This window comes from Testudinibacter sp. P27/CKL/0425 (genome assembly GCF_052931395.1).
The window spans coordinates 127,911-152,607 of the sequence record NZ_CM128801.1 but is presented as its reverse complement, the minus strand read 5'-3'; the positions used below and the strand labels follow the sequence as shown (position 1 = coordinate 152,607).

The 24,697-nt window shown below is 46.3% G+C and carries 25 protein-coding genes; 23 read left to right on the top strand and 2 right to left on the bottom strand.

Going from position 1 to position 24,697, the window contains the following annotated elements; all coding sequences use genetic code 11:
• Positions 1-83: 83 nt before the first annotated feature.
• The 4 genes from nudC (at position 84) to ACUHGC_RS00790 (ending at position 3,009) form a co-directional block, all read left to right on the top strand.
• Positions 84-893, top strand: a complete 810-nt coding sequence (gene nudC, locus ACUHGC_RS00805) for an NAD(+) diphosphatase (protein ID WP_446833814.1) — start codon at positions 84-86, stop codon at positions 891-893.
• Between the two features lie 15 nt (positions 894-908).
• The gene (gene hemE, locus ACUHGC_RS00800) at positions 909-1,982 is read left to right on the top strand and encodes a uroporphyrinogen decarboxylase (RefSeq protein WP_446833813.1); all 1,074 of its coding nucleotides are present in this window, start codon (positions 909-911) and stop codon (positions 1,980-1,982) included.
• Between the two features lie 2 nt (positions 1,983-1,984).
• Positions 1,985-2,581 (top strand): YjaG family protein, encoded by a 597-nt coding sequence (locus ACUHGC_RS00795; RefSeq protein WP_446833812.1) that lies wholly within the window; start codon positions 1,985-1,987, stop codon positions 2,579-2,581.
• A gap of 155 nt (positions 2,582-2,736) precedes the next feature.
• Complete coding sequence (locus tag ACUHGC_RS00790; protein ID WP_446833811.1) at positions 2,737-3,009, top strand: HU family DNA-binding protein; 273 nt, start codon at positions 2,737-2,739, stop codon at positions 3,007-3,009.
• 84 nt (positions 3,010-3,093) lie between these two features.
• Here ACUHGC_RS00790 and ACUHGC_RS00785 read toward each other — a convergent pair whose 3' ends face one another.
• Complete coding sequence (locus ACUHGC_RS00785; RefSeq protein WP_446833810.1) at positions 3,094-3,999, bottom strand: hypothetical protein; 906 nt, start codon at positions 3,997-3,999, stop codon at positions 3,094-3,096.
• 346 nt (positions 4,000-4,345) lie between these two features.
• Here ACUHGC_RS00785 and ACUHGC_RS00780 point away from each other — a divergent pair, with 346 nt between their 5' ends.
• The 17 genes from ACUHGC_RS00780 to glmS all read left to right on the top strand — a co-directional run bounded on the left by ACUHGC_RS00780 (position 4,346) and on the right by glmS (position 20,995).
• Positions 4,346-5,464 carry a 1-propanol dehydrogenase PduQ gene (locus ACUHGC_RS00780; RefSeq protein ID WP_446833809.1) on the top strand — a complete coding sequence of 373 codons (1,119 nt, stop codon included), beginning with the start codon at positions 4,346-4,348 and terminating at the stop codon, positions 5,462-5,464.
• A 12-nt stretch (positions 5,465-5,476) separates the two neighbouring features.
• Positions 5,477-6,193: a phosphate propanoyltransferase gene (gene pduL / locus ACUHGC_RS00775; protein WP_446833808.1), complete on the top strand. Its 717-nt coding sequence runs from the start codon at positions 5,477-5,479 to the stop codon at positions 6,191-6,193.
• A 21-nt stretch (positions 6,194-6,214) separates the two neighbouring features.
• On the top strand, positions 6,215-6,529 hold the full coding sequence (locus ACUHGC_RS00770) for a hypothetical protein (protein WP_446833807.1): 315 nt from the start codon (positions 6,215-6,217) through the stop codon (positions 6,527-6,529).
• A gap of 8 nt (positions 6,530-6,537) precedes the next feature.
• Entirely contained in the window at positions 6,538-6,816 is a 279-nt protein-coding gene (locus tag ACUHGC_RS00765) for a EutN/CcmL family microcompartment protein (protein WP_446833806.1), read from the top strand.
• A gap of 9 nt (positions 6,817-6,825) precedes the next feature.
• A complete protein-coding gene (locus ACUHGC_RS00760) occupies positions 6,826-7,275 on the top strand; it encodes a GlcG/HbpS family heme-binding protein (protein WP_446833805.1) in 450 nt (149 codons plus the stop codon).
• A 257-nt stretch (positions 7,276-7,532) separates the two neighbouring features.
• Positions 7,533-7,820, top strand: a complete 288-nt coding sequence (gene pduA, locus ACUHGC_RS00755) for a propanediol utilization microcompartment protein PduA (RefSeq protein ID WP_446833804.1) — start codon at positions 7,533-7,535, stop codon at positions 7,818-7,820.
• Positions 7,821-7,839: 19 nt separating this feature from the next.
• The gene (gene pduB, locus ACUHGC_RS00750; RefSeq protein ID WP_446833803.1) at positions 7,840-8,628 is read left to right on the top strand and encodes a propanediol utilization microcompartment protein PduB; all 789 of its coding nucleotides are present in this window, start codon (positions 7,840-7,842) and stop codon (positions 8,626-8,628) included.
• Positions 8,629-8,674: 46 nt separating this feature from the next.
• On the top strand, positions 8,675-10,198 hold the full coding sequence (locus ACUHGC_RS00745) for an aldehyde dehydrogenase family protein (RefSeq protein WP_446833802.1): 1,524 nt from the start codon (positions 8,675-8,677) through the stop codon (positions 10,196-10,198).
• An 18-nt stretch (positions 10,199-10,216) separates the two neighbouring features.
• Positions 10,217-10,525, top strand: coding sequence for a BMC domain-containing protein (locus ACUHGC_RS00740; protein ID WP_446833801.1), 309 nt, complete (start codon positions 10,217-10,219; stop codon positions 10,523-10,525).
• A gap of 60 nt (positions 10,526-10,585) precedes the next feature.
• Positions 10,586-13,135 carry a glycyl radical diol dehydratase GrpM gene (gene grpM, locus ACUHGC_RS00735; protein ID WP_446833800.1) on the top strand — a complete coding sequence of 850 codons (2,550 nt, stop codon included), beginning with the start codon at positions 10,586-10,588 and terminating at the stop codon, positions 13,133-13,135.
• A gap of 70 nt (positions 13,136-13,205) precedes the next feature.
• The gene (locus tag ACUHGC_RS00730; protein WP_446833799.1) at positions 13,206-14,123 is read left to right on the top strand and encodes a glycyl-radical enzyme activating protein; all 918 of its coding nucleotides are present in this window, start codon (positions 13,206-13,208) and stop codon (positions 14,121-14,123) included.
• A 22-nt stretch (positions 14,124-14,145) separates the two neighbouring features.
• Positions 14,146-15,381 carry a sensor histidine kinase gene (locus ACUHGC_RS00725; protein WP_446833798.1) on the top strand — a complete coding sequence of 412 codons (1,236 nt, stop codon included), beginning with the start codon at positions 14,146-14,148 and terminating at the stop codon, positions 15,379-15,381.
• Positions 15,382-15,395: 14 nt separating this feature from the next.
• Positions 15,396-16,424: a response regulator gene (locus tag ACUHGC_RS00720; RefSeq protein ID WP_446833797.1), complete on the top strand. Its 1,029-nt coding sequence runs from the start codon at positions 15,396-15,398 to the stop codon at positions 16,422-16,424.
• Positions 16,425-16,555: 131 nt separating this feature from the next.
• On the top strand, positions 16,556-17,008 hold the full coding sequence (locus ACUHGC_RS00715; protein WP_446833796.1) for a BMC domain-containing protein: 453 nt from the start codon (positions 16,556-16,558) through the stop codon (positions 17,006-17,008).
• A 20-nt stretch (positions 17,009-17,028) separates the two neighbouring features.
• Entirely contained in the window at positions 17,029-18,231 is a 1,203-nt protein-coding gene (locus ACUHGC_RS00710; RefSeq protein WP_446833795.1) for an acetate kinase, read from the top strand.
• 170 nt (positions 18,232-18,401) lie between these two features.
• Positions 18,402-19,127, top strand: coding sequence for a DeoR family transcriptional regulator (locus tag ACUHGC_RS00705; protein ID WP_446834808.1), 726 nt, complete (start codon positions 18,402-18,404; stop codon positions 19,125-19,127).
• Between the two features lie 35 nt (positions 19,128-19,162).
• Complete coding sequence (gene glmS / locus ACUHGC_RS00700; protein WP_446833794.1) at positions 19,163-20,995, top strand: glutamine--fructose-6-phosphate transaminase (isomerizing); 1,833 nt, start codon at positions 19,163-19,165, stop codon at positions 20,993-20,995.
• Positions 20,996-21,070: 75 nt separating this feature from the next.
• Here the strand turns inward: glmS and ACUHGC_RS00695 are convergent, their stop codons facing one another.
• Positions 21,071-21,496, bottom strand: a complete 426-nt coding sequence (locus ACUHGC_RS00695; protein ID WP_446833793.1) for a TOBE domain-containing protein — start codon at positions 21,494-21,496, stop codon at positions 21,071-21,073.
• Positions 21,497-22,020: 524 nt separating this feature from the next.
• Between ACUHGC_RS00695 and leuA the strand changes: the two genes are divergently transcribed.
• Together leuA and leuB are read left to right on the top strand one after the other, a co-directional pair.
• Positions 22,021-23,562 carry a 2-isopropylmalate synthase gene (gene leuA, locus ACUHGC_RS00690; protein ID WP_446833792.1) on the top strand — a complete coding sequence of 514 codons (1,542 nt, stop codon included), beginning with the start codon at positions 22,021-22,023 and terminating at the stop codon, positions 23,560-23,562.
• Between the two features lie 27 nt (positions 23,563-23,589).
• A complete protein-coding gene (leuB, locus tag ACUHGC_RS00685; protein ID WP_446833791.1) occupies positions 23,590-24,666 on the top strand; it encodes a 3-isopropylmalate dehydrogenase in 1,077 nt (358 codons plus the stop codon).
• The last annotated feature ends 31 nt before the right edge of the window (positions 24,667-24,697 follow it).

Genomic DNA, 24,697 nt, shown 5'->3' with positions numbered 1-24,697 from the left:
TGGGTTTTTTTATGGCGTGCGATCTGCCTTTTAAGCTGATAATCCTTTATAATATCGGCTAAATTTATCCTTGCGGAGCAACTATGCAACAGTTACAACCCCATGATTTCGGCTATTGGCTGCTGACCAAAGGAAGTGCGGTTTATCTCGAACAGGGTGAATTGCCTTACGGCACAGCCGCCGAATTGAATTTAACCGCATGGAAAGCAATGGTCATTGGCGAATACCGTGATGCGCCCCTGTGGTTAGTGCAAGAATTTGAGGATACACGAGACTACTTCTCGCTGCGTGATCAACTGGTGCTGCCGGAACGGATTTTTAATCTGATGAACCGTGGCGTAGCCTTGAATTACTTCTGGAAAACCCATCGTTTTTGCGGCGTATGCGGCGGTGAAACACAAGCCATGACCCCACACGAATGGGCGGTTGAATGTTGCACATGCCAACACCGCACTTACCCGATGATTGCGCCATCGATCATTGTCGCAGTGCGTAACGGCGAATCTATTCTGCTCGCCAACCATGTTCGCCACAGCAGTGAAAAAATCTACACCACACTGGCCGGTTTTGTCGAAGTGGGCGAAACATTGGAACAGACGGTTGAACGTGAAGTGTTTGAAGAGAGTGGTCTGAAAATTAAAAATATCCGCTACATCGGCAGTCAGCCGTGGTCATTTCCAAACTCATTAATGTTAGGCTTTCTTGCTGACTACGACAGTGGCGAGATTCAAATTCAAGCGGAAGAACTGAATGATGCCCGCTGGTTCCGCTATGGTGCCGAATTGCCGACTTTACCGCCAAAAGGCACAATCGCACGCCGATTAATTGAATTAACACAAACGATTTGTGCTGAACAGGCGAGTGATACACAATCCGAGAATAAATCAAAATAACAAGGAAGCCTCAAGATGACAGAATTAAAAAACGATCGCTATTTGCGCGCGCTATTGCGTCAGCCGGTGGATATGACTCCGATTTGGATGATGCGTCAGGCAGGGCGCTATTTGCCGGAATATAAAGCCACGCGCGCACAAGCCGGCGATTTCATGTCGCTGTGCCGCAATCAAGATCTGGCATGCGAAGTAACCTTACAGCCGCTACGTCGTTACGAGCTGGATGCAGCCATTCTGTTTTCCGATATTTTAACCATTCCCGATGCGATGGGCTTAGGCTTGAGTTTTGGCGCAGGGGAAGGCCCGAAATTTGCTAAACCGATTGAAAGCGCACGCGATGTGCAACAATTGCCGATTCCCGATCCGGAGCAAGAGCTACAATATGTGATGAATGCGGTGCGAACTATTCACCGCGAATTGGATGGCAGCGTGCCGTTAATCGGCTTTTCAGGCAGCCCATGGACATTAGCCACCTACATGGTAGAAGGCGGCAGTAGCAAAGCGTTCACTAAAATTAAGAAAATGCTATACACCGAACCGCACTTGCTGCATCAACTGCTGGATAAACTGGCGGACAGTGTGATTTTATATCTGAATGCCCAAATCAAAGCCGGCGCACAAGCGGTGATGATTTTCGATACCTGGGGGGGAGTGTTGGCGCACCGTGATTACCGTGATTTCTCGCTGCAATATATGCACAAAATCGTGGACGGCTTGATTCGTGACTATCGTGGGCGCCGCGTGCCGGTGACTTTATTCACTAAAGGCGGCGGTTTATGGCTGGAAGCGATCGCCGAAACAGGTTGCGATGCTGTGGGACTTGATTGGACAGTCGATCTCAATCAGGCACGCCAACGCGTCGGACACAAAGTGGCATTGCAAGGCAATATGGATCCGAGTGTACTGTATGCCGATCAAGCACGCATCGATCAAGAAGTGCAGCATATTCTGCGTGATTTCGGACAGGGCAGCGGACACGTTTTCAACTTGGGACATGGCATTCACCAAGATGTGCCGCAAGACAGCCCGCGTTATTTGGTTGATGCGGTACACCGTTTTTCACAGCCTTACCATCAAACAGGAAACTAACTATGCGTAACCCGATTCAAAAACGGCTGGAACATTTTGAAACATGGCAACATCTGGCATTCATGTTGTGCTTATGCGAACGGATGTATCCGAATTTCCAACTGTTTTGCCAAATGCACGACAAACAACAAGATAGCAAGGTTTATCACAATATTCTCAATTTAGTTTGGGAATATCTCACCGTCAAAGGGGCAAAAATTAATTTTGAATCACAGTTGGAAAAGCTGGAAGCGATTATTCCTGATGTGAACGAATACGATTCATATGGCGTATTTCCGGCGGCAGATGCCTGTGAAGGGCTATCCGAAGTATTGCACACGATTATTTCCGGTTCCAGTTTGGAACAGGCGATTTTGGTCAGTAAATTATCCTTACAGACCGTGGTTTCACTTTTGGAAACCGAACAAGACCGCACTTTTAATGAGCAGGAATTAAAGCAATCGGAAGATATTCAGCAGGAATTAGACGTACAATGGCTGATTTATCGAACCTTAAATGAAGCGGAAGAACGCGATATCGAACTGCTGTTGAGCCTGAAAAATGAGTTGCGCGAAGAGGCAATTAGCAATATTGGGATAAAAATTGACCAACAAACGTGATTTTCAGTCAGATTTTGCGATTTATAGCTTTCAATCTGGCACAACTTAGATTAATCTTACGATACTGTTTTTAGACAGCTGTTGAAACAGAATATTTATATATTCAATCCATACAAAAGCTTAACTTAAACATCAATAACAAGGGGTACTATCTTATGAATAAAGCAGAATTAATTGATGCAATTGCATCGGCTGCGGATTTAAACAAAAAACAAGCTAAAGCGGCTTTAGAAGCGACTTTAACTGCAATTACCGACAGCCTGAAAGCAGGTGATCCGGTTCAATTGATCGGTTTCGGTACGTTTAAAGTAAACCAACGTCAAGCTCGCACCGGTCGCAACCCACAAACCGGACAAGAAATCCAAATCGCAGCGGCAAAAGTACCTGCATTTGTTTCCGGTAAAGCACTGAAAGACGCTATCAAATAATTACGGATAGACCCAAATTGAATAACCCCTGCAAACGGCAGGGGTTTTTTATGTCTGACAAATAGCTACTAACTATTTGAAACTTTACAACATCGCAAGCGTGGTGAACACGTTGGCGGTGGTGAGGAAGTGGATCACGGTGGTCATCAGGAAAATCACAAACGCAGGCGGATCAATGTGAGTATCACCATGAATTAAAAACAGCCGTGAAATCAGTTCACCCAACAAGGCGCAGATGATGCCGACAATTGCCGCCCAAATCAGGCTGCCGGATAAAAGTGCGGTGGTTGCAGCCGGTAATGAGATATGGTGAGAGATTGGTACACTGGTGTTGAAATGCAGGAAGATCAGCGAGAAGGCTGAAATACCGAATGCCAACAGTACCCCGTTTGAACCGAGAGATATGCCGAGATAACCGGCAAACAGCCCGATGCCACAGCCGAGAGTGATTAATTGCGCAAGGCGGCTGTGATACGGCATCCAACATTTTTCAATTGGTGGCATAAGACGTGAAATGCCATTTTCCGGTTTGCCGAATAATCCCGTTGTGCCAAAGGCAAAACGCACTAAAATCCCTGAAATCACCACACTGAAGGCGACCGTATCGGTCCATGCTAAGCCTGAAGAGAATGCAGGCACTTGATTTAATAACGAGACACAGAGAAAGCCTATAATCCCGAACACACCACCGATTAACAGCGTATTGGCACAGCCTAAGCCACACAGTCCCGTCAAAATATTGCGCCCTGAATCCAGCATGCCTTTTTTGGCGGCATAGGCGGTGGCGGCGACACCGGCGGCAAATCCCCCGACATGAGGACCAAAATAGCCAAACGGAATCGAGACAAAGTCGGACGGTGCACCGCTTGCCAGCTGTATAACCACCAGAATGATCACCAACAAACCAACCAACTCAAATGCTGCCAATGCGCCTAATGCAGCTCCCAATATTCCACCGCCGAATGCGATTAATAGATCTGTTATTTCCATAATAAATCCCTCGAGGTAATAAAAATAAGCCGAATGATATTGCAATTAAATGTAAACGTAGAATACCTGAGCCGTATTGCATTATTTTGACGACAGTAAAGGATTTTTTGTTGGTTTATAAGGGAGGGGGATAAAAAAATCCTATGCGTTTTCAGTGAGCTGAAACCGCACTTGATGAGCAAGAGCGTGATCAATTGAAAACGGCTAGATTTTTTTGATACATAACAAAAGACAATGACAAGAATGTGCTATTGCAGGGCAAGAGAACGTCGTTTTGTTTAACAAGGTTAGTGATACATTACACACTAACCTAATTATGACGTAATGCGAGTTGACGGATAGCAATATGACGACTGAATTTAGTGTGAAAGCAAAAGTATATAGCGGTGCAAGTGCGTTACAGGCATTGGCGTGCTATCACCACAAGCGTGTCGGCATTGTAACCGATCCGTTTATGGTCAGCTCTGGTTTGATTAGCAAAATCACAGAACAGTTGTCTGATTGCCAAATTGAGCTGTTTAGTGAGATCAAGCCAGATCCCGATACGGCGGTGTTGAAAGCCGGTGCGGCGTTTTTTCAGGCATTCCGCCCTGAAATTATGATTGCTTGCGGCGGTGGTTCGGCATTAGATGCCGCCAAAGGGATTGTGGTTACCTTGAGTACGTTGCAGCCGTCAGCACAGCCACTATTGATTGCCATTCCGACCACCAGTGGATCAGGTTCGGAAGTTACCGCCTATGCGGTGATTTCCGATAGTGAAACGCAAGTGAAATACCCCTTAGTCTCGGACGATCTGCTGGCAGATGTGGCGATTTTAGATCCGTCATTGGTGGTCAGTCTGCCGCAGCGGATTTCAGTCGAAACCGGCATGGACGTGATGACTCATGCAATTGAAGCGATGGTGTCGCGGCAGGCGAATGATTTTAGCGACGGTTTGGCAGAAAAAGCACTTGCGTTGGTGTTTAACTATTTGCCGCAGATCTACAGCGAACCGAAAGATCTGACTGCCAGAGAAAAACTACACAATGCGTCCTGCATGGCAGGCATGGCATTTAATTCATCAGGTTTGGGGCTAGTGCACGGCATGGCGCATGCGCTTGGTGCGCTGTTGCATATTCCCCATGGGCGCATGAATGCGGTGTTGTTGCCAATGATTATTGAATTTAATGCACAGGACAATAATGAAATCCAGCAAAAATATGCGGTTTGTGCACGGATTGGCGGTTGCCGCACGCTGTCGGCAACGCTGGCCGTGAATCAGTTGGTGCTGAAAATTAAAAAGATGAACAGCATGATGGGCATTGAGCAAGGGCTGCGTAGTTTGGGTTGTGATCTGAAATTGGTGCAGCAACAACGGGAGCAGATTGTGCAAGCGGTGCTGAATGACGGTTGCACCAAAACCAATCCTCGTCAGGTTGCGGCAGAGGATGTGGAACGTTTGTTAGATAGGCTGATAAAACAGTAAGGAATCGGGACAATGGAAAATATGGACTGTCGGATCACGCAGATGATCACGCAAGGGCTTGCACAGCAGATGACTAAGCAAATTGTTAATGAGCTGAATGTAGGGCAGCCTACGCTGTCAGCAGGGGCAAGCGTGGCAGTGGAAAAAAGTGCGGTAGCGGCATTGTCGATTCCGATTGGGATTTCAAATCGGCATGTGCATCTCAGTCGTGAGGATATGGATATTCTGTTCGGGCAGGGATCAACCTTAACCCGCATGAAAGCGGTGAAACAACCGGGGCAATTCGCTGCACAGGAAACGGTGATCTTGAAAAGTGAAAAGGCAGAAATTCAGCGGGTCAGGGTGCTGGGGCCGTTAAGAAAAGAGACCCAAGTCGAACTGTCGATTGCCGATAATTATACCTTGGGGATTCAAGCGCCAATCAAAATGTCGGGTGATTTAACTCAGGCGGCAGCGTTGGAGATTATCGGCCCGAAAGGCAGCGTGAAAAAAACGCACTGTGCCATTGTGGCGTGGCGGCATATTCATATTGATCCGCAAACCGCCACTGCACACGGCTTAAAAGATGGCGAAATAGTCGATGTAAACGTGCATGGCATTCGTGGCGGGGTGATGCATAATGTGGTGGTTCGGGCGACAGAGGCTTCGGTGCTTGAAATGCACATTGATGTGGAAGAAGCCAATGCGTACGGCTTAAAAAATGATATGGCGGTAACCATCATGAAGTAGTAGCGATATAAGGTAGTGGCGATGGAGCAACAGGATAACAGGCTGTCAGCCTTGATTGACAAGGTGATTGTCGATCTGATTTCAGACAAAATCGTTGAATTGCTACGCTGTTCGGGCGGCGAGATGGCGGCTTCAGTGGCGGCAAACCGCACTTTAGGGCGTGTTGTGCAATCGGCAACGGTACATACGACAAGTGCGGTCAAGAAGCTGATCACCCAAGCGGATATTCGGCTGCATTGTGCCGATATTCCACTGTATATCCATGAAAAAACCCTGATCACGCCATTGGCAAGGGATTTGATTCGCCAGAAAGGCATTCGGTTAATCAGGCAATAGGAGGCGTTATGTATTTAGCGAAGGTGATAGGCACGGTGGTTTCAACCAGTAAGGACGAGTCGTTAAGCGGCATGAAGCTACTGCTGATCACCCGTTTAAATGCGCAATTGCAACCGGATAACACTAATCCGGAAATTGCGGTGGATACGGTCGGCGCAGGAAACGGAGAGATTGTGATTGTTTCCACCGGTAGCTCGGCACGTTTTGCACACCATAAAGACTATTCGGTGATCGATGCCGCCATTGTGGGCATTGTCGATAATATGGAATTTATCTCACTGGTATAAGGAATGGATATGCAAGCGAATGGTTTAAGCTTTGACGATATGCAGCGGTTGGCGATAATCGCAAAACAGCAGGCGGAAATGCTGAAATTGGAGATTGCGTTTTCATGCGCAGACGCAAACGGCATCGAACGTTTTTATTTCAGCATGCCGCAGGTGTTGCTTGTCAGTCAGCGGCTTGCCCGACAAAAAGCCTATTCGGCGGTGGCGATGCGCATGCCGACCCATCAACTGAATACCCTGTTGCAATCACAAACCGCACTTTATGGCTTAGAACGGCACATTCCTGAACTGTGCGCCATCGGCGGTGGATTCCCGTGTTGGTCAACTGCGGAAAATGCAGCTCCTGTGTTGCTCGGGGCAATCGGCATCAGTGGCGGCAGTGTGGAGCAAGATATTGCACTGGCGTTGGCAACCGCACATCAATTCAGCAAACAACGGTTTGCCCTTTCTCTCTGTTAAGCCGTTCGAAACCGCACTTTACACCCTATTCAATCGGCTGTTTCAGCCGATTATCCCCTGTTTTGCCTAAACTGATGTTCGATTAGGATTATTTTGTCATGAAGTAAAATGGGATAACAAAAATCTCTAATCCGTGGTCAAGACTTTCTAGCACCGACTCTCTAAGCTTGGTATCAGCAAGACATTTATCCCGTCAGGTTCGCCTTAGGATAAATATTGCTGCTCTTATCAGACAATTTCATTATTAAGGAGTCAATATGCAACAAGAAGCACTGGGAATGGTTGAGACCAAAGGATTGGTCGCAGCAATCGAGGCAGCCGATACGATGGTGAAATCTGCAAATGTTACCTTGGTTGGTTATGAAAAAATCGGTGCAGGTTTTGTTACCGTGATGGTTCGGGGTGATGTTGGTGCGGTGAAAGCAGCGACAGATGCAGGTTCAGCGGCCGCAAGCAAAGTCGGCGAACTGGTATCTATCCATGTGATTCCTCGTCCACATACCGAAGTTGAAAAAATTCTGCCTAGCAGTTTGATCAAAGGTTAATCGCTAAAGGAGAGGCAACATGAGTAACAGCCTTGTAGAACAAATTGTATCAGAGGTCATCAAAAAACAGTCGCTTGGCAAACAAGAGACCAAATGCGCCTCTTCTTATTCGAGCGGTTGTGGGTTGACCGAATTTGTCGGCACTGCCATCGGACAGACCATCGGGCTTGTCATCGCCAATGTAGATAGCCAGCTGCATGAGCTGATGGGGATTGACAAAAAATACCGTTCCATCGGTATTTTGGGGGCAAGAACCGGTGCAGGGCCGCATATTTTTGCTGCAGATGAAGCGGTGAAAGCCACCAACAGTGAAATTATTTCCATTGAATTGCCACGGGATACCGCTGGCGGTGGTGGACACGGCAGCTTGATTTTGTTCGGCGCACAAGATGTATCTGACGCACGCAGAGCGGTGGAAGTGTCACTGACCGAGATTGAACGCACCATGGGTGATGTTTACGGCTCACCGGCAGGACATTTGGAGTTTCAATATACGGCAAGAGCCAGTCATGCGTTGAACAAAGCCTTTGGCGCGCCATTGGGCAAATCGTTCGGGATCACCGTTGGTTGTCCAGCGTCGATTGGGGTGGTGATTGCAGACGTAGCGGCAAAATCAGCGGTGGTCGATGCAGTGGGCTATTCTAGTCCAAGCAAAGGCACAAGCTTCAGCAACGAAGTGATTTTCACCTTCTCCGGTGATTCCGGTGCTGTGCGCCAAGCGGTGATTGCTGCACGGGAAGTGGGATTACAACTGTTGTCAACGCTTGATCCGTCTGAGTTGAAGTCGGTTACGACACCGTATATTTAATTTTCGTTACCGCATAAGCAGGACAATACTTAAGTAGGATAATAGCATGGACGATTTAGCGATTTCTCAAGCTGTAGCGCAAGTGTTGCAGAAATACAAAGCAACAGACGAGGTGAAGATCTCAACATTGCCTGAATCACGCAAGGAAGCGAGCATGTCTGCACCAGCATCTGATGTGCCGGCAATTGATCATTTCATCAATCAGGCACTCAATGGAGCTCGTCAGCAAGAAGCCAGCACTGGCGCAGCAAACAGCGGTATTTTTTCCGATATGGAACAGGCGATTGCCGCCGCACACCTTGCACAGCGGCAATATGCACTCTGCACCATGGCGGATCGCCAACTGTTCGTGGACGGTATTCGTGAGTTGTTTCAGCAACAATCGCTATTGGAAGAGATCGCTCGCATGGCGGTGGAAGAGACCGGCATGGGCAATTTCCACGATAAGGTGTTGAAAAATCGATTGGCAGCGGTGAATACACCGGGAACAGAAGATTTGACAACTCAGGCTTGTAGCGGTGATAGCGGTTTAACACTGGTGGAATACTCAGCGTATGGTGTAATCGGTTCGATTACACCAACCACCAACCCGACCGAAACCATTATCTGTAATTCCATCGGCATGTTGGCGGCAGGCAACAGCGTGGTTTTCAGCCCACACCCTCGAGCAAAAAATGTCTCTTTACTGGCGGTGCAGCGGATTAATGAAAAATTAGCTGCATTGGGCGCACCAAGCAACTTGATCACCACTGTGGAGCAGCCGTCAATGGAGAGCACCCGAGTGCTGATCGAACACCCTAAGGTCAATATGTTGGTGGCGACCGGCGGGCCGGCGATTATGCGTTCGGTGATGTCGAGCGGTAAAAAAGCGATTGGCGCAGGGGCTGGCAATCCGCCGGTGGTGGTTGATGAAACGGCCAATCTGGAAAAAGCGGCAAAAGATATTGTGAACGGTTGTAGCTTTGACAATAACTTGCCGTGTATCGCCGAAAAAGAGCTGATTGTGGTTGATGAAGTGGCAGATTTTCTGATCCATTGCATGACCAACAACGGCGCATACCGTTTGACGGATTCAGCACTGGTGGCTCGTTTACAAACACTGGTGTTGAATGAAACCCAAACCGGCGTGAACACGGCGTTTGTCGGCAAAAGTGCGGTCTATCTATTGCAGCAATTGGGCATTGAAGCCGGTGCAGATATTAAAGTCATTTTAGTTGAAACCGATCGTGATCATGCATTCGTTCGCCACGAATTGATGATGCCGATTCTCCCGTTGATTCGAGTGAAAAATGTGGATGATGCGATTGATCTTGCCATTGAAGTGGAACACGGCAACCGTCATACCGCCATCATGCACTCAACCAACGTGGAAAAATTAACCAAAATGGCAAAGCTGATTCAAACCACCATCTTTGTGAAAAACGGACCGTCCTATGCCGGCATTGGTGTTGGAGGCGAGGGATTCAGCACCTTCACCATCGCAGGACCAACGGGCGAGGGGCTGACATCGGCTAAATCGTTTGCCAGACAGCGGCGTTGTACGATGGTTGAGTCGTTGAATGTACGTTAATAGCAAAGGGCGGGCAAGATGAAGAAACGACTGATCAGTGCACCGAGCCAAGAGGTGCTGAATATGATGAAGCGGCGAATGTCGAGCGAGGCTCGTACCTTAGTCGGTCAACAGTATATTGATGCCGTCGGGTTGCTGATGCTGTCGATTCCGGAGTTGTATTTTTATGCCGATCTTGCCGCCAAAAGTGCCAACGTCATTGTGTCTGAAATCACGGGTAGTTGTCCGCAACACGTGACCACCTTAGCGATTTTGGGCGAAATTTCGGCGGTGAAAATTGCGATGGAGGCAATTGAAGCACTCGAGCAGAATGAACATGGATTTTAATTAGGGATTATTCCCTGAGTTATTGCGTTAATTATTTTGATTATATAGGAGTCATACATCATGGCAGAGAAAGGATTTTCCCAACCGACAGATCGTGTCGTCAGATTAAAAAATATGATTCTGAATGCTAAGCCGTATGTAGAGTCAGAGCGTGCGGTGCTTGCAACAGAGGCGTATAAGGAAACGGAAGGCTTGCCGGCCATTTTACGGCGTGCCAAAGTAGCTGAAAAAATCTTTAACAATTTGCCGGTAACCATTCGTGAAGACGAATTGATTGTCGGGGCAATTACCAAAAATCCACGTTCAACCGAAATTTGCCCGGAATTTTCTTTTGACTGGGTGGAAAAAGAGTTCGAGACGATGGAGCATCGCATTGCCGATCCGTTTATTATCCCGAAAGAGACCGCTAAAGAGTTGCACGATGCCTTTTTATACTGGCCGGGCAGAACTACCAGTGATTTAGCTAACGCTTATATGTCGCAACAAAACCGTGACTGTATTGCGAATGGTGTGTTCACCGTCGGCAACTATTTCTACGGTGGTGTCGGGCATGTCAGCGTAGATTACGGCAAAATTTTGCGTATCGGTTTCCAAGGCATTATCAGCGAAGTGAACAATGCGATGGAGAAACTGGATCATAAAGATCCGGAATCGATCAAAAAAGAGCAGTTTTATCGTGCAGTAATCATCAGCTATAAAGCAGCGATCAATTTCGCTCATCGTTATGCGGATCATGCGAATGAATTGGCACAGCGTGAAACCAATCCGACTCGTAAAACTGAGTTGTTGCAAATTGCACAAAACTGCCGTCGTGTGCCGGAATACGGGGCAACCAATTTCTGGGAAGCGTGTCAGTCTTTCTGGTTTATTCACTGTTTGTTGCAAATTGAGTCCAGTGGCCATTCCATTTCACCGGGACGCTTTGACCAATATATGTATCCGTATTATAAAGCGGATAAAAACTTGTCGCAGACCTTTGCTCAAGAGCTGGTGGACTGTTGCTGGATTAAACTGAACGACATCAATAAAACACGCGATGAAGTGTCAGCGCAAGCATTCGCCGGTTATGCCGTGTTCCAAAACTTATGTGTCGGCGGACAAACCGAAGATGGGCTTGATGCAACCAATGAGTTGAGCTACATGGCAATGGAAGCCACCGCACACGTTCGGTTACCACAACCGTCATTCTCTATTCGTGTTTGGCAAGGCTCACCGGACGAGTTCTTACATCGTGCCTGTGAAGTGGTGCGCTTAGGCTTGGGTGTGCCGGCAATGTATAATGACGAGGTGATTATTCCGTCATTGCAAAATCGGGGTGTTTCACTGAAAGATGCTCGTGATTATTGCATTATCGGCTGTGTTGAACCGCAAGCTCCTCACAGAACGGAAGGCTGGCATGATGCGGCGTTCTTCAATGTAGCGAAAATTTTAGATATTACATTGAATAATGGACAGGTTAACGGTAAACAGCTTGGACCGGTTACCGGTGATTTAACCACATTCCGCAGTCTTGACGATTTCTATCGTGCATTCAGCACACAAATGGCATTCTTTGTCCGCAATTTGGTTGAATCCTGTAACTGTGTGGATATCGCCCACGGCGAACGTTGTCCGCTGCCATTCTTGTCTGCGATGGTTGATGACTGTATCGGACGGGGCAAATCGTTACAAGAGGGCGGTGCGATTTATAACTTCACCGGCCCGCAAGCGTTCGGTGTTGCCGATACCGGTGACTCGGTTTATGCGATTCAAAAACAAGTGTTTGAAGATCGTAAAATCACCCTGCCGGAATTGAAAGATGCTCTACAAGCTAACTTCGGTTATCCGGTTGGTGGTTGTACACATGCAGGCACTTCATCAGCCGCACTTAGTGAACAAGATGTGTATGCGATGGTTCAACAAGTGATTGCGCAAGGCGGTTCACTTGATCCGGTAGCGATTAAAAACGAAGTGTATCGCTTGCTTTCCGGCAGTAACACTGCAACCACTACCGCTGGTGGCAATTCACGTTATCAAGAAATCCACCGCATCTTAGAAAGCACACCATGCTTCGGTAATGATATTGATGAAGTGGACTTAGTGGCTCGCCGTTGTGCCTTAATCTATTGTCAAGAGGTGGAAAAATACACTAACCCACGGGGTGGTCAGTTCCAAGCAGGGATCTATCCGGTATCGGCAAACGTGCTGTTTGGTAAAGACGTGGGCGCATTGCCTGACGGACGCTTGGCCAAAGAGCCGCTGGCGGACGGGGTTTCCCCTCGCCAAGGTAAAGATACACTGGGGCCGACAGCCGCAGCCAATTCGGTGGCGAAGCTGGATCACTTTATTGCCTCTAATGGTACGCTTTATAACCAAAAATTCCTTCCGTCCGCACTGGCAGGCGAAAGTGGATTGCGTAACTTTGCCGGTATGGTGAGAGGCTACTTTGATCGCAAAGGCATGCATGTGCAGTTCAACGTAATTGACAGAGAAACATTGTTGAAAGCGCAGCAAAACCCTGAACAATATCATGATTTAGTGGTGCGTGTTGCAGGTTATAGTGCACAATTTGTTGTATTGGCAAAAGAGGTTCAGGACGACATCATCAGTCGGACAGAGCAGCACTATTAATACACTCAGTGAATGTGGTGGATAGAACTTATTCACCACATTTTTATCACATAGACGTGGTGGGACAACTATGGAAAATATCGCTTATGATACTGAAGGAGTGTTATTTAATATTCAACGCTACTCGTTACATGATGGTCCGGGGATTCGTACTATTCCATTTTTAAAAGGCTGTCCGTTAGCGTGTAAATGGTGTAGTAATCCTGAATCACAAAATCCAAAACCCGAGCTGTTGTTCAAAGCTAATGATTGTATCCATTGTGGCAAATGCCTCGCAGTTTGTCAGCATCAAGTGTTGTCGATAAGCAATCCCAATTTTGTTGATCGCCAAGCCTGTGTCGGCTGTGGTGACTGTGCCGAAGTTTGTCCGACGCAAGCACTGCTGATGAAAGGCAAAAGAATGACTGTGGCGCAAGTGGTGCAAGAGTTGCAAAAAGACAGCAATGTTTATCGTCGTTCGGGAGGTGGCATTACCCTATCAGGCGGTGAACCGTTGAGTCAACCGCACTTTGCCCGTGAATTGTTGCGGGCGTGTCGGGAAAAAGGCTGGCATACAGCGATTGAAACCACCGGTTTAACCACAAAAGCGGTGATTGAAGATGTGTTTCCTTTTGTTGATTTGGCATTGACTGATATTAAGGCAATTAATCCGACGATTCATCGTAATGCAACAGGTGTGGATAACCGCATTATTTTAGAAAACGTGATACGAATCTCATATATTACAAAAACTATCGTAAGAATACCTGTAATTGGCGGAGTTAATGATAATATATCGGAGATTCAAGCGATTGCGGATTTCACTAAACTAATGCATAACATTACCACCATTCATCTTCTGCCATATCACAACTATGGTGAAAATAAATATTCATTGCTGGGGCGAATCTATCCGATGGGAAATACCGGCGAAGTTGAAAAAGACAAAATGAATATATTTAAGCAGGAAATCGAAAATAAGGGGATTTCTTGTCAAATAGGAGGGTAATTGCTGCATCATAGGAGTATTTATGAGTTATTCCTTTCGATTACATGACCTCTTAGATATTAAACAACTGGAAGTTATTCAACATAATTTTAGCAAAGCCTTAGGTGTCGCCTTAGTGGTGGTCGATGAAAAAGGCGTTCCGGTGATTGAGCCGAGCGGATTTTCGACATTTTGTAATTTAGCCCGCATGGACTGCAAACAGGCAGGCAAGTGTTTTGAGTGTGATAATGCCGGTGGGCGGGCAGCGATGTCGGCAAGCAAACCGATTTTCTATCGTTGCTATTGTGGCTTTGTTGAATTTGCCGTGCCGTTGATTGTGCACGATCAATATCTGGGTGCGTTTATTTCCGGACAGATTCGGGTTGAGCCGGAAAAAGAGAAACACATTCCTTATATCATTGATTCTTCTGATGATTGGAAAAAAGACAACCGGCTGGTGCATGCGCATCAAGAAGCTAATTATCTGCCGTATGAAAAATTTGTGGCAGCAGCCCACCTGCTGCTGAATGTAACGCAGAGCCTTGCCGAGCAGAGTTACAGTAACAACATTCAAAAAGAACTGCATGCCAAAAGCATTAAACTGGCGGAGGAGCAGCGCAACAACGCCGAGCTGGAGGGTGCGCTGCGTGATGCCGAATATAAAGCCCTTTCCTACCAAATTAATCCTCATTTTTTATTTAATGTGTTAAATACCATCGGACGCTTGGCATTCCTTGAAGATGCCAATCAAACCGAAGATATTGTGTATAATTTTTCCGATATGATGCGCTATATCTTAAATAAAAGTGATAATAAGTTAATAACGATTGGTACAGAAATAAATTCAATTGAAAGCTATTTAGCTATTCAACAATGCCGAATGAAAGATCGGTTTAGCTATGAAATTCATGTGGATGAAAAATATTCAGAAGTTACCTGTCCATTTTTAATTTTACAGCCATTGGTTGAGAATTGTTTTAATTATGCGGTCGAGCCGAGAGAAGAGAAAAGTCATATTATGATTAAAGCGAATGATAATGGAAAAGATGTTTTTTTAACAGTGAATGATAATGGCGATGGTATTGAGCAAAATAAAATTAATTCTATTTTGTCTGGCATGATTGAAAGCTCAAGTGGAAAAGGTATTGGCTTGAAAAATGTGCATGATCGTCTAAAACTCTCTTTCGGTGAAGAATACGGGATTCATATTTATAGCGCCAATAAAAAAGGTATGGGCACAACCGTACAGTTGCGAGTTCCCATGGTTAAGATGAATTAAGTAGGAAGGTCGGTATGTATAATATTGTCTTAGTTGAGGACGAGGTTATCGAAGTTGCGGCACTAAAAAAAATTATCCATCGTCATATTGATGGCATCAATATTTTTGAAGCAAACCGAGGCAGCGATGCGATCCGATTTATTGATGAACTCGATCATATTGATCTGATGTTAGTTGATATTAACATTCCGTTACCAAACGGGTTGGAGGTGATTCGTTACCTGCGCACGAAATCACATAAAACCAAAGTGATTGTTACTACCGCAAATGATGACATTGCGATGGCGAGAAATATGTTCGGATTAAAAGTGGATGACTATCTGCTGAAGCCGATTAAGCCTCCGATGTTGATCAATACCATCAAAGACAGCCTTTCATTTGATGAGCAGAAAAATTGTGCGTTGAAGAATAAGAAAAAAGAACTAGAAGAGTTGATTGATAATTTCCAATATATGAAATGGACTTCGCTATTTATGGAGAAATTGGCGAATCAAAATATGCTGGATTCGGAAGCATATAATTTAGAGATTACTCATTTAATCAATATCTTACAGCAGATTATTAAAGAGCGTGGCTGGGCTGTGAATGAGCTTAAACAATATGATTTATTGTTAAGTGGTGTCAAGCTCACCAAGCAGAATTATTATAAGACCTTGAAAAATCTGATTAATATCAGCAATCATATTTTCGATATTGTATATAAAAAATTGGGCTCGAATTTGAATGCGATTCAACGGGCGCAATATTATATCGGCAAAAATATTTTTAACAGCATCAGGCTAGATGAAGTGGCGGAACATGCTTATGTCAGCTCATGCTATCTCAGTCGTTTATATAAAAAACATTTTGGTATCGGCTTTTCGGAATATTTTTCTCGCCAGAAAATTGAGCTGGCAAAACTGTTATTGCGCTTTAGTGATCTACAAGTCAACAGCATTGCGTTGGAGCTCGCCTATAATGATGTGAACTATTTTTGCCGACTGTTTAAGAAAGAAGTCGGGCTGTCGCCGTCGGAATACCGCCGACAAGTCGGTGTCGAATAGCGTAAACGGGGAATAGGATTATTTTGTGTACGGTGAAGTGATAGTGAAAAATAATCCACCATCAGTTCAAAACTTTTTTATTCTCGCTCGGTTAAGATGAAAATCAATTACTTGCAGATGAGGATAAAAAGATGAAACCACAAAGTTTAGGGCTAATTGAAACCGTTGGCTTAACCGCCGCATTTGAAGCGGCTGATGCGGCTGTAAAATCTGCGAATGTTTTACTGCTGGGCTATGAAATCACAAAAGGAGGTGGTTTTGTTGTGGTGAAAGTTGCCGGTGAAGTGGGGGCGGTGAATGCCGCAGTGGAGGCTGCCAGTTTTGCTGTAGCGAAAGTGGGCAAAGTTTATGCTACTAAAGTGATTGCAAGGGCGGCTAAAGAATTAGAATTGCTCATTCCAGCGCTCAAGCAAGATGAGGCCCCGTCAAAATCAATTACAATCAAAGAAATTGAGGTGTCTGACGTCCAAAATGGACTTGGGTGCTCAGATATCGGTAGTCAAGTGACAGAGACTGTTGAAAATAAACCGAGTACATCGAGAAGAAGAACTGCTACAAGTGAGACGAAAGCAAAAAGTGAATAAGCATATCTAAGGTATTGCGTATGTCTAAATCCACAGTTTTGGTACTGAATTGCGGTAGCTCCTCTTTGAAATTTGCTGTTATTGATGCTCAGACCGGAGAGAATTATCTCTCCGGTCTGGCTGAATGTTTTGGTTTACCTGACGCTCGGATTAAGTGGAAAGATACGGTCTCGCATCAAGTTGAACTAAGTGGTGGAGCGGCACACACTGAAGCACTTGATTTTATCCTACGCAATATTCTGCAGCCGAATAAATCTCTTTTAGCAAGCATTAAGGCAATTGGGCATAGAATTGCTCACGGTGGCGAACAATACACGAAAGCTGTCATAATCAATGATACGGTTATTCAAGGTATTCAAGCCGCAGTAGATTTTGCACCGTTGCATAACCCCGCGAATTTACTGGGAATTCATGCGGCTTTAGCTGCTTTTCCTCATTTACGTACCAAAAATATTGCGATTTTTGATACAGCCTTTCACACAACAATGCCAAAATCCGCCTATTTATATGCACTACCAAAAGCATTATATGAGCAGTATGGAATTCGACGCTATGGCTTTCACGGTACTAGCCATGATTATGTCAGCAAACAAGCAGCTAGATTATTACAGAAGCCGATAGATACTTTAAATATTATTAGCTGTCATTTGGGTAATGGGAGCTCTGTTACGGCAATTAAAAACGGTAAATCTGTTGATACTTCGATGGGATTTACACCTTGCGAGGGGTTAGTCATGGGAACTCGCTGTGGTGATCTCGATCCATCAATTTTATTGTTTTTAATGGAGAAGTTATCTTTGTCCACATCAGAAGTCAGTAATATGTTAAATAAGCAGTCCGGTTTTTTGGGAATCAGTGGTATGAGTAATGACTGCCGCTATTTAACGGAGCATTATGATACGGATAGCAATGCCAAAAATGCGCTGGATATTTATGTTCATCGTCTCGCAAAGTATATTGGAGGCTATAGTACCTTATTGAATGGCAGATGGGATGCACTGGTTTTTACAGGTGGCATCGGTGAAAATTCGGTGTTGATACGCCAATTAACAGTGGAAAAACTCTCGATATTAGGATTTGAATTAAGCCGAGAGCAGAACGAAAAAATGTGTTTTGGCAAAACGGGTGTGATTACATCAAACAACTCTCTTCGCCCGGCTTGGGTTATTCCTACTAATGAAGAACTAGTCATTGCACAGCAGGCCATGCAGCTTGTAACCTAAAGTATTTAACCAAAACTGTTTAATTTTAAGTCAGATTAGCACATATTAGATAGTCATAATATGTTGTACTCTATTTTCTCCCACTATATAATTCCGAACCGAAACTTATAACAATCGTTTGGAAAGATATTTTGTCAAAGCGAAACAGTAGCCAGCGTCGGCACTTGATTATGCAGCTGTTGCAGCAGCAAGGCGAAGTGTCGGTTGAAAGTCTGGTACAACATTTTAATACCTCCGAAGTCACTATCCGCAAAGATTTGACCGCACTTGAGAACAACGGCTTATTGTTGCGGCGTTACGGTGGGGCGATTTTAATGCCGAGTGAGATTCTGTCTGATGAGCACGACGAACCGTTTTCGCAGCATAAGCTTGCGATTGCGCGTGCTGCTGCTGAACGAATTCGTGATCATAATCGGATTATTATCGATTCCGGCAGCACCACAGCGGCATTGATTAAACAGCTGAATCCAAAACAGGGGCTGGTGGTGATGACCAATTCTTTGGCCGTCGCCAATCAATTAACCGAACTGGAAAACGAACCGACGCTGCTGATGACCGGCGGCACTTGGGACGTGCGCTCGGAATCATTTCAAGGGCAGGTTGCCGAACAGGTGCTGCGTTCCTATGATTTTGACCAACTGTTTATCGGCGCCGACGGCATCGATCTGAAACGCGGCACGACCACCTTCAACGAGCTGGTCGGTTTGAGCCGAGTGATGTCGGAAACGGCGCGCGAAGTGGTGGTGATGGTCGAATCGCAAAAAATCGGACGAAAAATGCCGAATTTAGAACTCAGTTGGGATCAAATCGACGTGCTGATCACGGATTCACAGATTTCTGCAGAGATGATCGCGCAAATCGAGCAACAGCAAGTTGACGTGATTTTGGCAAATTAATTTTATAATTTAATACTATTGATAGAGGAAAAACTATGTGTGGAATTGTTGGCGCAGTGGCGCAGCGTGATGTCGCGGAAATTTTAATCGAAGGCTTACACCGCTTGGAATATCGCGGCTATGATTCGGCGGGTGTCGCAGTGGTGGACGAACAACATAACCTGCAGCGGGTGCGCTGTTTGGGCAAAGTGAAAGCCCTTGACGACGCAGTGGCAAGCCAGCCGCTGATTGGCGGAACCGGGATTGCTCACACCCGTTGGGCAACGCACGGAGAACCGTCGGAAGCCAATGCGCATCCACACGTTTCCGGTGATATTACCGTGGTACATAACGGCATTATTGAAAACCACGAAGAACTGCGTGAAATTTTAAAAGCGCGCGGTTATCAATTCCTGTCACAAACCGACACCGAAGTGATCGCGCATTTAGTGGAGTGGGAAAACCGTACTTCTGCCAGTTTGCTGGAAGCGGTACAAAAAACCGTGAAACAACTCACCGGCGCTTATGGCATGGTGGTGTTGCATCGTGAACAACCGGAACATTTGATCACCGCGCGTTCCGGCAGCCCGCTCGTCATCGGTTTGGGCTTGGGCGAAAATTTTCTAGCTTCCGATCAATTAGCTCTGCTGAGTGTTACCCGCCGTTTTATTTTCTTGGAAGAGGGCGACATCGCCGAAATCCGCCGCCGTTCAATTGAGATTTATAATCGTGATGGTGAGCCAGTGGAGCGCCAAGTTCACGAATCCAATCTGGAAAATGATGCGGCTGAAAAAGGCAAATATCGCCATTTCATGCAAAAAGAAATTTTTGAGCAACCGACCGCAATCATCAATACGCTGGAAGGACGGATCGCCAACGATTCCGTCATCATCGACAGTATCGGCAACGGTGCGCGCGAAATTCTGGAAAAAGTCGAACACGTTCAAATCGTTGCTTGCGGTACGTCGTATAATTCCGGCATGGCGGCGCGTTATTGGTTTGAAGCCCTCGCAGGCGTGAGCTGCGATGTGGAAATCGCCTCAGAATTTCGTTATCGCAAATTTGTTACCCGCCCGAACAGCCTGTTGTTGACGCTGTCGCAATCGGGTGAAACGGCGGACACATTGGCAGCGTTGCGGTTGGCAAAAGAAAAAGGCTATATGTCGGCAATGACCATTTGTAACGTTTCCGGCTCCTCGCTGGTGCGCGAATCCGACTTGGCGTTTATGACCCGTGCCGGTGTGGAAATCGGGGTGGCTTCCACTAAGGCGTTTACCACTCAATTGGCAACCATGCTGTTATTGGTGGTAGCAATCGGCAAATTAAACGGACAAATCTCCGCTGAGAAAGAGCGTGAAATCATCAAATCACTGCAAAGCCTGCCGGCGAAAATTGAGCAAGCGTTGGCGTTTGATTCAGCGATTGAAAAACTGTCGGAAGATTTTGCCGAGAAGCATCATGCGTTGTTCTTAGGGCGTGGCGAATACTACCCGATCGCGATGGAAGCGGCGTTAAAACTGAAAGAAATTTCGTATATTCACGCTGAAGCCTATGCTGCAGGGGAGTTGAAACACGGTCCGCTGGCGCTGATTGATGCCGATATGCCGGTGATCGTGGTTGCGCCGAATAATGAACTGTTGGAAAAACTGAAATCGAATATCGAAGAAGTGCGCGCGCGCGGCGGTCAGTTGTATGTGTTTGCCGACGAAAAAGCCGGCTTCAGCTCAACCGAAGACATGAAAATCATCACCATGCCGGAAGTGGACGAAGTGGTGGCACCAATTTTCTACACCGTACCAATGCAATTATTGGCATATCATGTCGCATTGATCAAAGGCACGGATGTGGATCAGCCGCGTAACTTAGCGAAAGCAGTGACGGTAGAATAAGTTTCCACAGTCTTAAAAAACAAACCGCACTTGGCATTGCAAACACCAAGTGCGGTTTTTTGTTGTGAGTCAGGCTTATTTTTTCACACCTAAGATCACGTGCGATGCTTTGATTAGCACATTCACTGCGCTGCCGACTTCCAGAGCCAGATTTTTAGCACTTTGCTCGGTGATGATGGTGGTGATAGAAACGCCGCCTTGGGTTTTCACCAACACTTCGGCATTCACTGCACCATGTGTGATTTGTTCAACGGTGGTTTGTAACTGGTTGCGTGCGGAAAGCAGCAATTCGCTGTCGGTTGACAGAATCACCGATGGCGCTTTGAAAATAGCAACCACATTTGAATCGGCTTTTAATCCTAATTTTTGCGTGCTTTCTGAGGTGATCACGGAAACCAAGGTTTCGCCACCGTTTAAAGTTAATTCGATTTGATCGTTAACCGCACCGCACTTGATGCTTTTCACGGTCGCTTGTAATTGATTTCTGGCGCTGATTGTCATTGTTGCTCCTTTTAGACGTGGTTAGAAAAGAGTGTACTCGCCAGCTTGTGCCTGACGATTGCACCAGTATAAGCAATCGGTGTGCATTGTAAAAATTAAAAGTAGGCTATTCTGCAAATTGCTATTTAAAAATTGATTCGTACCATAAATTTGAAATTTTTTAAAATTTTATTTTAATTAAAGTGGTTGAATTAGATTTTTATATAATTCAAGGCTGATTTTTTGCTCGTTTTTCAGTGAAATATTTTATTTAATTGATTGACAAATGGCGGTGTTCAAGTGAGAATACCTTCCAGATTATTAACAGCTTGTTTAGTTGAACTGAATTGGATACCCGATGAATTTTCCATTTGCTACTTTCTCTCTCCTCCTCTTGCTCGCAAACTAATTGTGCGGCTTGACTGTGGAAGATGATTGGCAAATTACAGTTCACCAGAGTTTGAAACCCGCACAACGTTGCGGGTTTTTTGTATTTTAAGCGACGCAAAACCGCACTTGGGCAATATTAACAGAAGGAACATCAGATGAGTGATCAGATTATTATTTTCGATACCACCCTGCGCGACGGCGAGCAGGCGCTGAGTGCCAGTTTGACGGTCAAAGAGAAACTACAAATCGCGCTGGCATTGGAGCGGTTAGGGGTTGATGTGATGGAAGTGGGCTTTCCGGTTTCCTCGTCCGGCGATTTTGAATCGGTGCGCACCATTGGGCGACACATCAAAAACTCGGTAGTGTGCGGGCTGTCGCGTGCGGTGGATAAAGATATTGACGCGGTGTATGAAGCCTTGAAAGAAGCGGAACGTTTTCGGATCCATACTTTTATCGCCACTTCGGCACTGCACGTCGAAGCCAAATTGAAGCGTTCGTTTGATGATGTGGTCGAAATGGCGGTAAGTGCGGTTAAACGGGCGCGCCGTTATACCGACGATGTGGAATTTTCCTGTGAGGATGCCGGACGCACCGGCGTGGACAATATCTGTCGCGTGGTGGAAGCGGCGATTAATGCCGGCGCCACCACGGTGAACATTCCTGATACCGTTGGTTTTTGTTTGCCGACCGAATACGGCAATATCATTCATCAAGTGATGAACCGTGTGCCGAATATCGATAAAGCGATTGTGTCGGTGCATTGTCATAACGATTTGGGCATGGCGACCGCCAACTCGTTAACTGCGGTACTGAACGGCGCGCGTCAAATCGAGTGTACTGTTAACGGCATTGGCGAGCGTGCCGGTAATACCGCACTTGAAGAAGTAGTGATGGCGATCAAAACCCGTCAGGATATGTTTAAAGTGGATTCGCGTATCAATACCCAAGAAATCCACCGCGCCAGTCAAATGGTCAGCCAACTGTGTAATATGCCGATTCAACCGAATAAAGCGATTGTCGGCTCGAATGCGTTTGCGCACTCCTCCGGCATTCACCAAGACGGGATGCTGAAAAATAAAAATACCTACGAAATCATGACGCCGGAATCGATTGGGCTGAAAAAAGAGAAATTGAATCTCACCGCGCGCTCCGGACGTGCGGCGGTGAAAGGACACATGGCGGACATGGGCTATACCGAAGCGGATTACGATTTGGATAAACTGTACGAAGCATTCCTGAAATTGGCAGACAAAAAAGGGCAGGTGTTTGACTACGATCTTGAAGCCTTGGCGTTTATTGATATGCAGCAAGGGGACGAAGATCGGTTAACATTAGATAAAATCTCCGCGCATTCGGTCAGCGAATTTCCGGCAACTTCCTTCGTGCAAATCGAACTGGACGGCGAGAAATTGAGCACCGTTTCCGCCGGTGGTAATGGTCCGGTAGATGCCACCTACAATGCGATTTTGGCACTGACCGGATTAGACATCAGTATGTCGCACTACAATTTAACTGCTAAAGGCGAAGGCGCGGAAGCGCTAGGGCAGGTGGATATTGTGGTCGAACATGAAGGGCGCAAATTCCACGGGGTCGGTTTGGCGACGGATATTATCGAATCTTCGGCGTTGGCGCTGATCCATGCGATTAATGCGATTTACCGCGCGCACAAAGTGGCAGATTTGAAAGCGAAAAAATAACGCTCATTACTTAAAAAGGAACAGAGAATGCAAACATATAATATCGCAGTTTTACCCGGTGACGGTATCGGCCCTGAAATCATGGCACAAGCCATTAAAGTGCTGGACGCTGTGCAGCAAAAATTTCAGTTTAAATTGAATTATTCCAGCTTCGACATCGGCGGTGTGGCGATCGACAACCACGGCAAAGCACTGCCGGATGTGACGCTGAAAGGCTGTGAAGCGGCAGATGCGATTCTGTTTGGTTCAGTGGGTGGCCCGAAATGGGAACATTTGCCACCGGCAGAACAGCCGGAACGTGGTGCGTTGTTGCCGCTAAGAAAGCACTTTGCGTTGTTCTGTAATCTGCGTCCGGCGACGTTATATAAAGGCTTGGAGAAATTCTGTCCATTGCGTGCCGACATTGCCGCCACCGGTTTTGATATGGTAGTGGTGCGTGAGCTGACCGGCGGCATCTACTTCGGGCAGCAGAAAGGGCGTGAGGGCGAAGGCGCAATGGAAAAAGCCTACGACACCGAAGTGTATCATCGTTTTGAAATCGAACGCATTGCCCGCATTGCGTTTGAAACCGCACTTAAGCGCAATTCGCACGTTACGTCAGTCGATAAAGCCAATGTGTTGACCAGTTCCGTATTATGGCGTGAAGTGGTCAGTGAAGTGGCGAAAGAGTATCCACAAGTGCGGTTGGATCACATCTATATCGACAATGCCACCATGCAGGTGATTAAACAGCCTTCGTTCTTTGACGTACTGCTGTGTTCCAATATTTTCGGCGACATCATCTCTGACGAATGTGCGATGATCACCGGCTCTATGGGCATGCTGCCGTCTGCTAGCTTAAATGAACAAGGCTTCGGTTTGTATGAACCCGCTGGCGGCTCGGCACCGGATATTGCCGGTAAAAACATTGCCAACCCGATTGCACAGATTTTATCGGCGGCAATGATGTTGCGTTACAGCTTTAATCTGGAAGATGCAGCGCAAGCGATTGAAAGTGCGGTTAAAGCGGTGCTTGCCGAAGGACATCGCACCGCCGATTTAGCCGACGACAGCCAGCCGATTTCCACTTCGCAAATGGGCGATTTGATCGCAGCGAAGATTTAACTCGAAAACGAATACTCACGAATTTACGGAT

Excerpts from the sequence above, each read along its gene's own strand:
- hemE (WP_446833813.1), top strand. The coding sequence starts at position 909 with ATGACAGAATTAAAAAACGATCGCTATTTGCGCGCGCTATTGCGTCAG.
- ACUHGC_RS00695 (WP_446833793.1), bottom strand. The coding sequence starts at position 21,496 with ATGACAATCAGCGCCAGAAATCAATTACAAGCGACCGTGAAAAGCATC.
- ACUHGC_RS00795 (WP_446833812.1), top strand. The coding sequence starts at position 1,985 with ATGCGTAACCCGATTCAAAAACGGCTGGAACATTTTGAAACATGGCAA.
- ACUHGC_RS00720 (WP_446833797.1), top strand. The coding sequence starts at position 15,396 with ATGTATAATATTGTCTTAGTTGAGGACGAGGTTATCGAAGTTGCGGCA.
- glmS (WP_446833794.1), top strand. The coding sequence starts at position 19,163 with ATGTGTGGAATTGTTGGCGCAGTGGCGCAGCGTGATGTCGCGGAAATT.
- ACUHGC_RS00765 (WP_446833806.1), top strand. The coding sequence starts at position 6,538 with ATGTATTTAGCGAAGGTGATAGGCACGGTGGTTTCAACCAGTAAGGAC.
- ACUHGC_RS00730 (WP_446833799.1), top strand. The coding sequence starts at position 13,206 with ATGGAAAATATCGCTTATGATACTGAAGGAGTGTTATTTAATATTCAA.
- ACUHGC_RS00745 (WP_446833802.1), top strand. The coding sequence starts at position 8,675 with ATGGACGATTTAGCGATTTCTCAAGCTGTAGCGCAAGTGTTGCAGAAA.
- ACUHGC_RS00710 (WP_446833795.1), top strand. The coding sequence starts at position 17,029 with ATGTCTAAATCCACAGTTTTGGTACTGAATTGCGGTAGCTCCTCTTTG.
- ACUHGC_RS00780 (WP_446833809.1), top strand. The coding sequence starts at position 4,346 with ATGACGACTGAATTTAGTGTGAAAGCAAAAGTATATAGCGGTGCAAGT.
- ACUHGC_RS00725 (WP_446833798.1), top strand. The coding sequence starts at position 14,146 with ATGAGTTATTCCTTTCGATTACATGACCTCTTAGATATTAAACAACTG.
- ACUHGC_RS00790 (WP_446833811.1), top strand. The coding sequence starts at position 2,737 with ATGAATAAAGCAGAATTAATTGATGCAATTGCATCGGCTGCGGATTTA.
- ACUHGC_RS00740 (WP_446833801.1), top strand. The coding sequence starts at position 10,217 with ATGAAGAAACGACTGATCAGTGCACCGAGCCAAGAGGTGCTGAATATG.
- ACUHGC_RS00715 (WP_446833796.1), top strand. The coding sequence starts at position 16,556 with ATGAAACCACAAAGTTTAGGGCTAATTGAAACCGTTGGCTTAACCGCC.
- pduB (WP_446833803.1), top strand. The coding sequence starts at position 7,840 with ATGAGTAACAGCCTTGTAGAACAAATTGTATCAGAGGTCATCAAAAAA.
- ACUHGC_RS00785 (WP_446833810.1), bottom strand. The coding sequence starts at position 3,999 with ATGGAAATAACAGATCTATTAATCGCATTCGGCGGTGGAATATTGGGA.
- pduA (WP_446833804.1), top strand. The coding sequence starts at position 7,533 with ATGCAACAAGAAGCACTGGGAATGGTTGAGACCAAAGGATTGGTCGCA.
- ACUHGC_RS00705 (WP_446834808.1), top strand. The coding sequence starts at position 18,402 with ATGCAGCTGTTGCAGCAGCAAGGCGAAGTGTCGGTTGAAAGTCTGGTA.
- grpM (WP_446833800.1), top strand. The coding sequence starts at position 10,586 with ATGGCAGAGAAAGGATTTTCCCAACCGACAGATCGTGTCGTCAGATTA.
- pduL (WP_446833808.1), top strand. The coding sequence starts at position 5,477 with ATGGAAAATATGGACTGTCGGATCACGCAGATGATCACGCAAGGGCTT.
- nudC (WP_446833814.1), top strand. The coding sequence starts at position 84 with ATGCAACAGTTACAACCCCATGATTTCGGCTATTGGCTGCTGACCAAA.
- leuB (WP_446833791.1), top strand. The coding sequence starts at position 23,590 with ATGCAAACATATAATATCGCAGTTTTACCCGGTGACGGTATCGGCCCT.
- ACUHGC_RS00770 (WP_446833807.1), top strand. The coding sequence starts at position 6,215 with ATGGAGCAACAGGATAACAGGCTGTCAGCCTTGATTGACAAGGTGATT.
- ACUHGC_RS00760 (WP_446833805.1), top strand. The coding sequence starts at position 6,826 with ATGCAAGCGAATGGTTTAAGCTTTGACGATATGCAGCGGTTGGCGATA.
- leuA (WP_446833792.1), top strand. The coding sequence starts at position 22,021 with ATGAGTGATCAGATTATTATTTTCGATACCACCCTGCGCGACGGCGAG.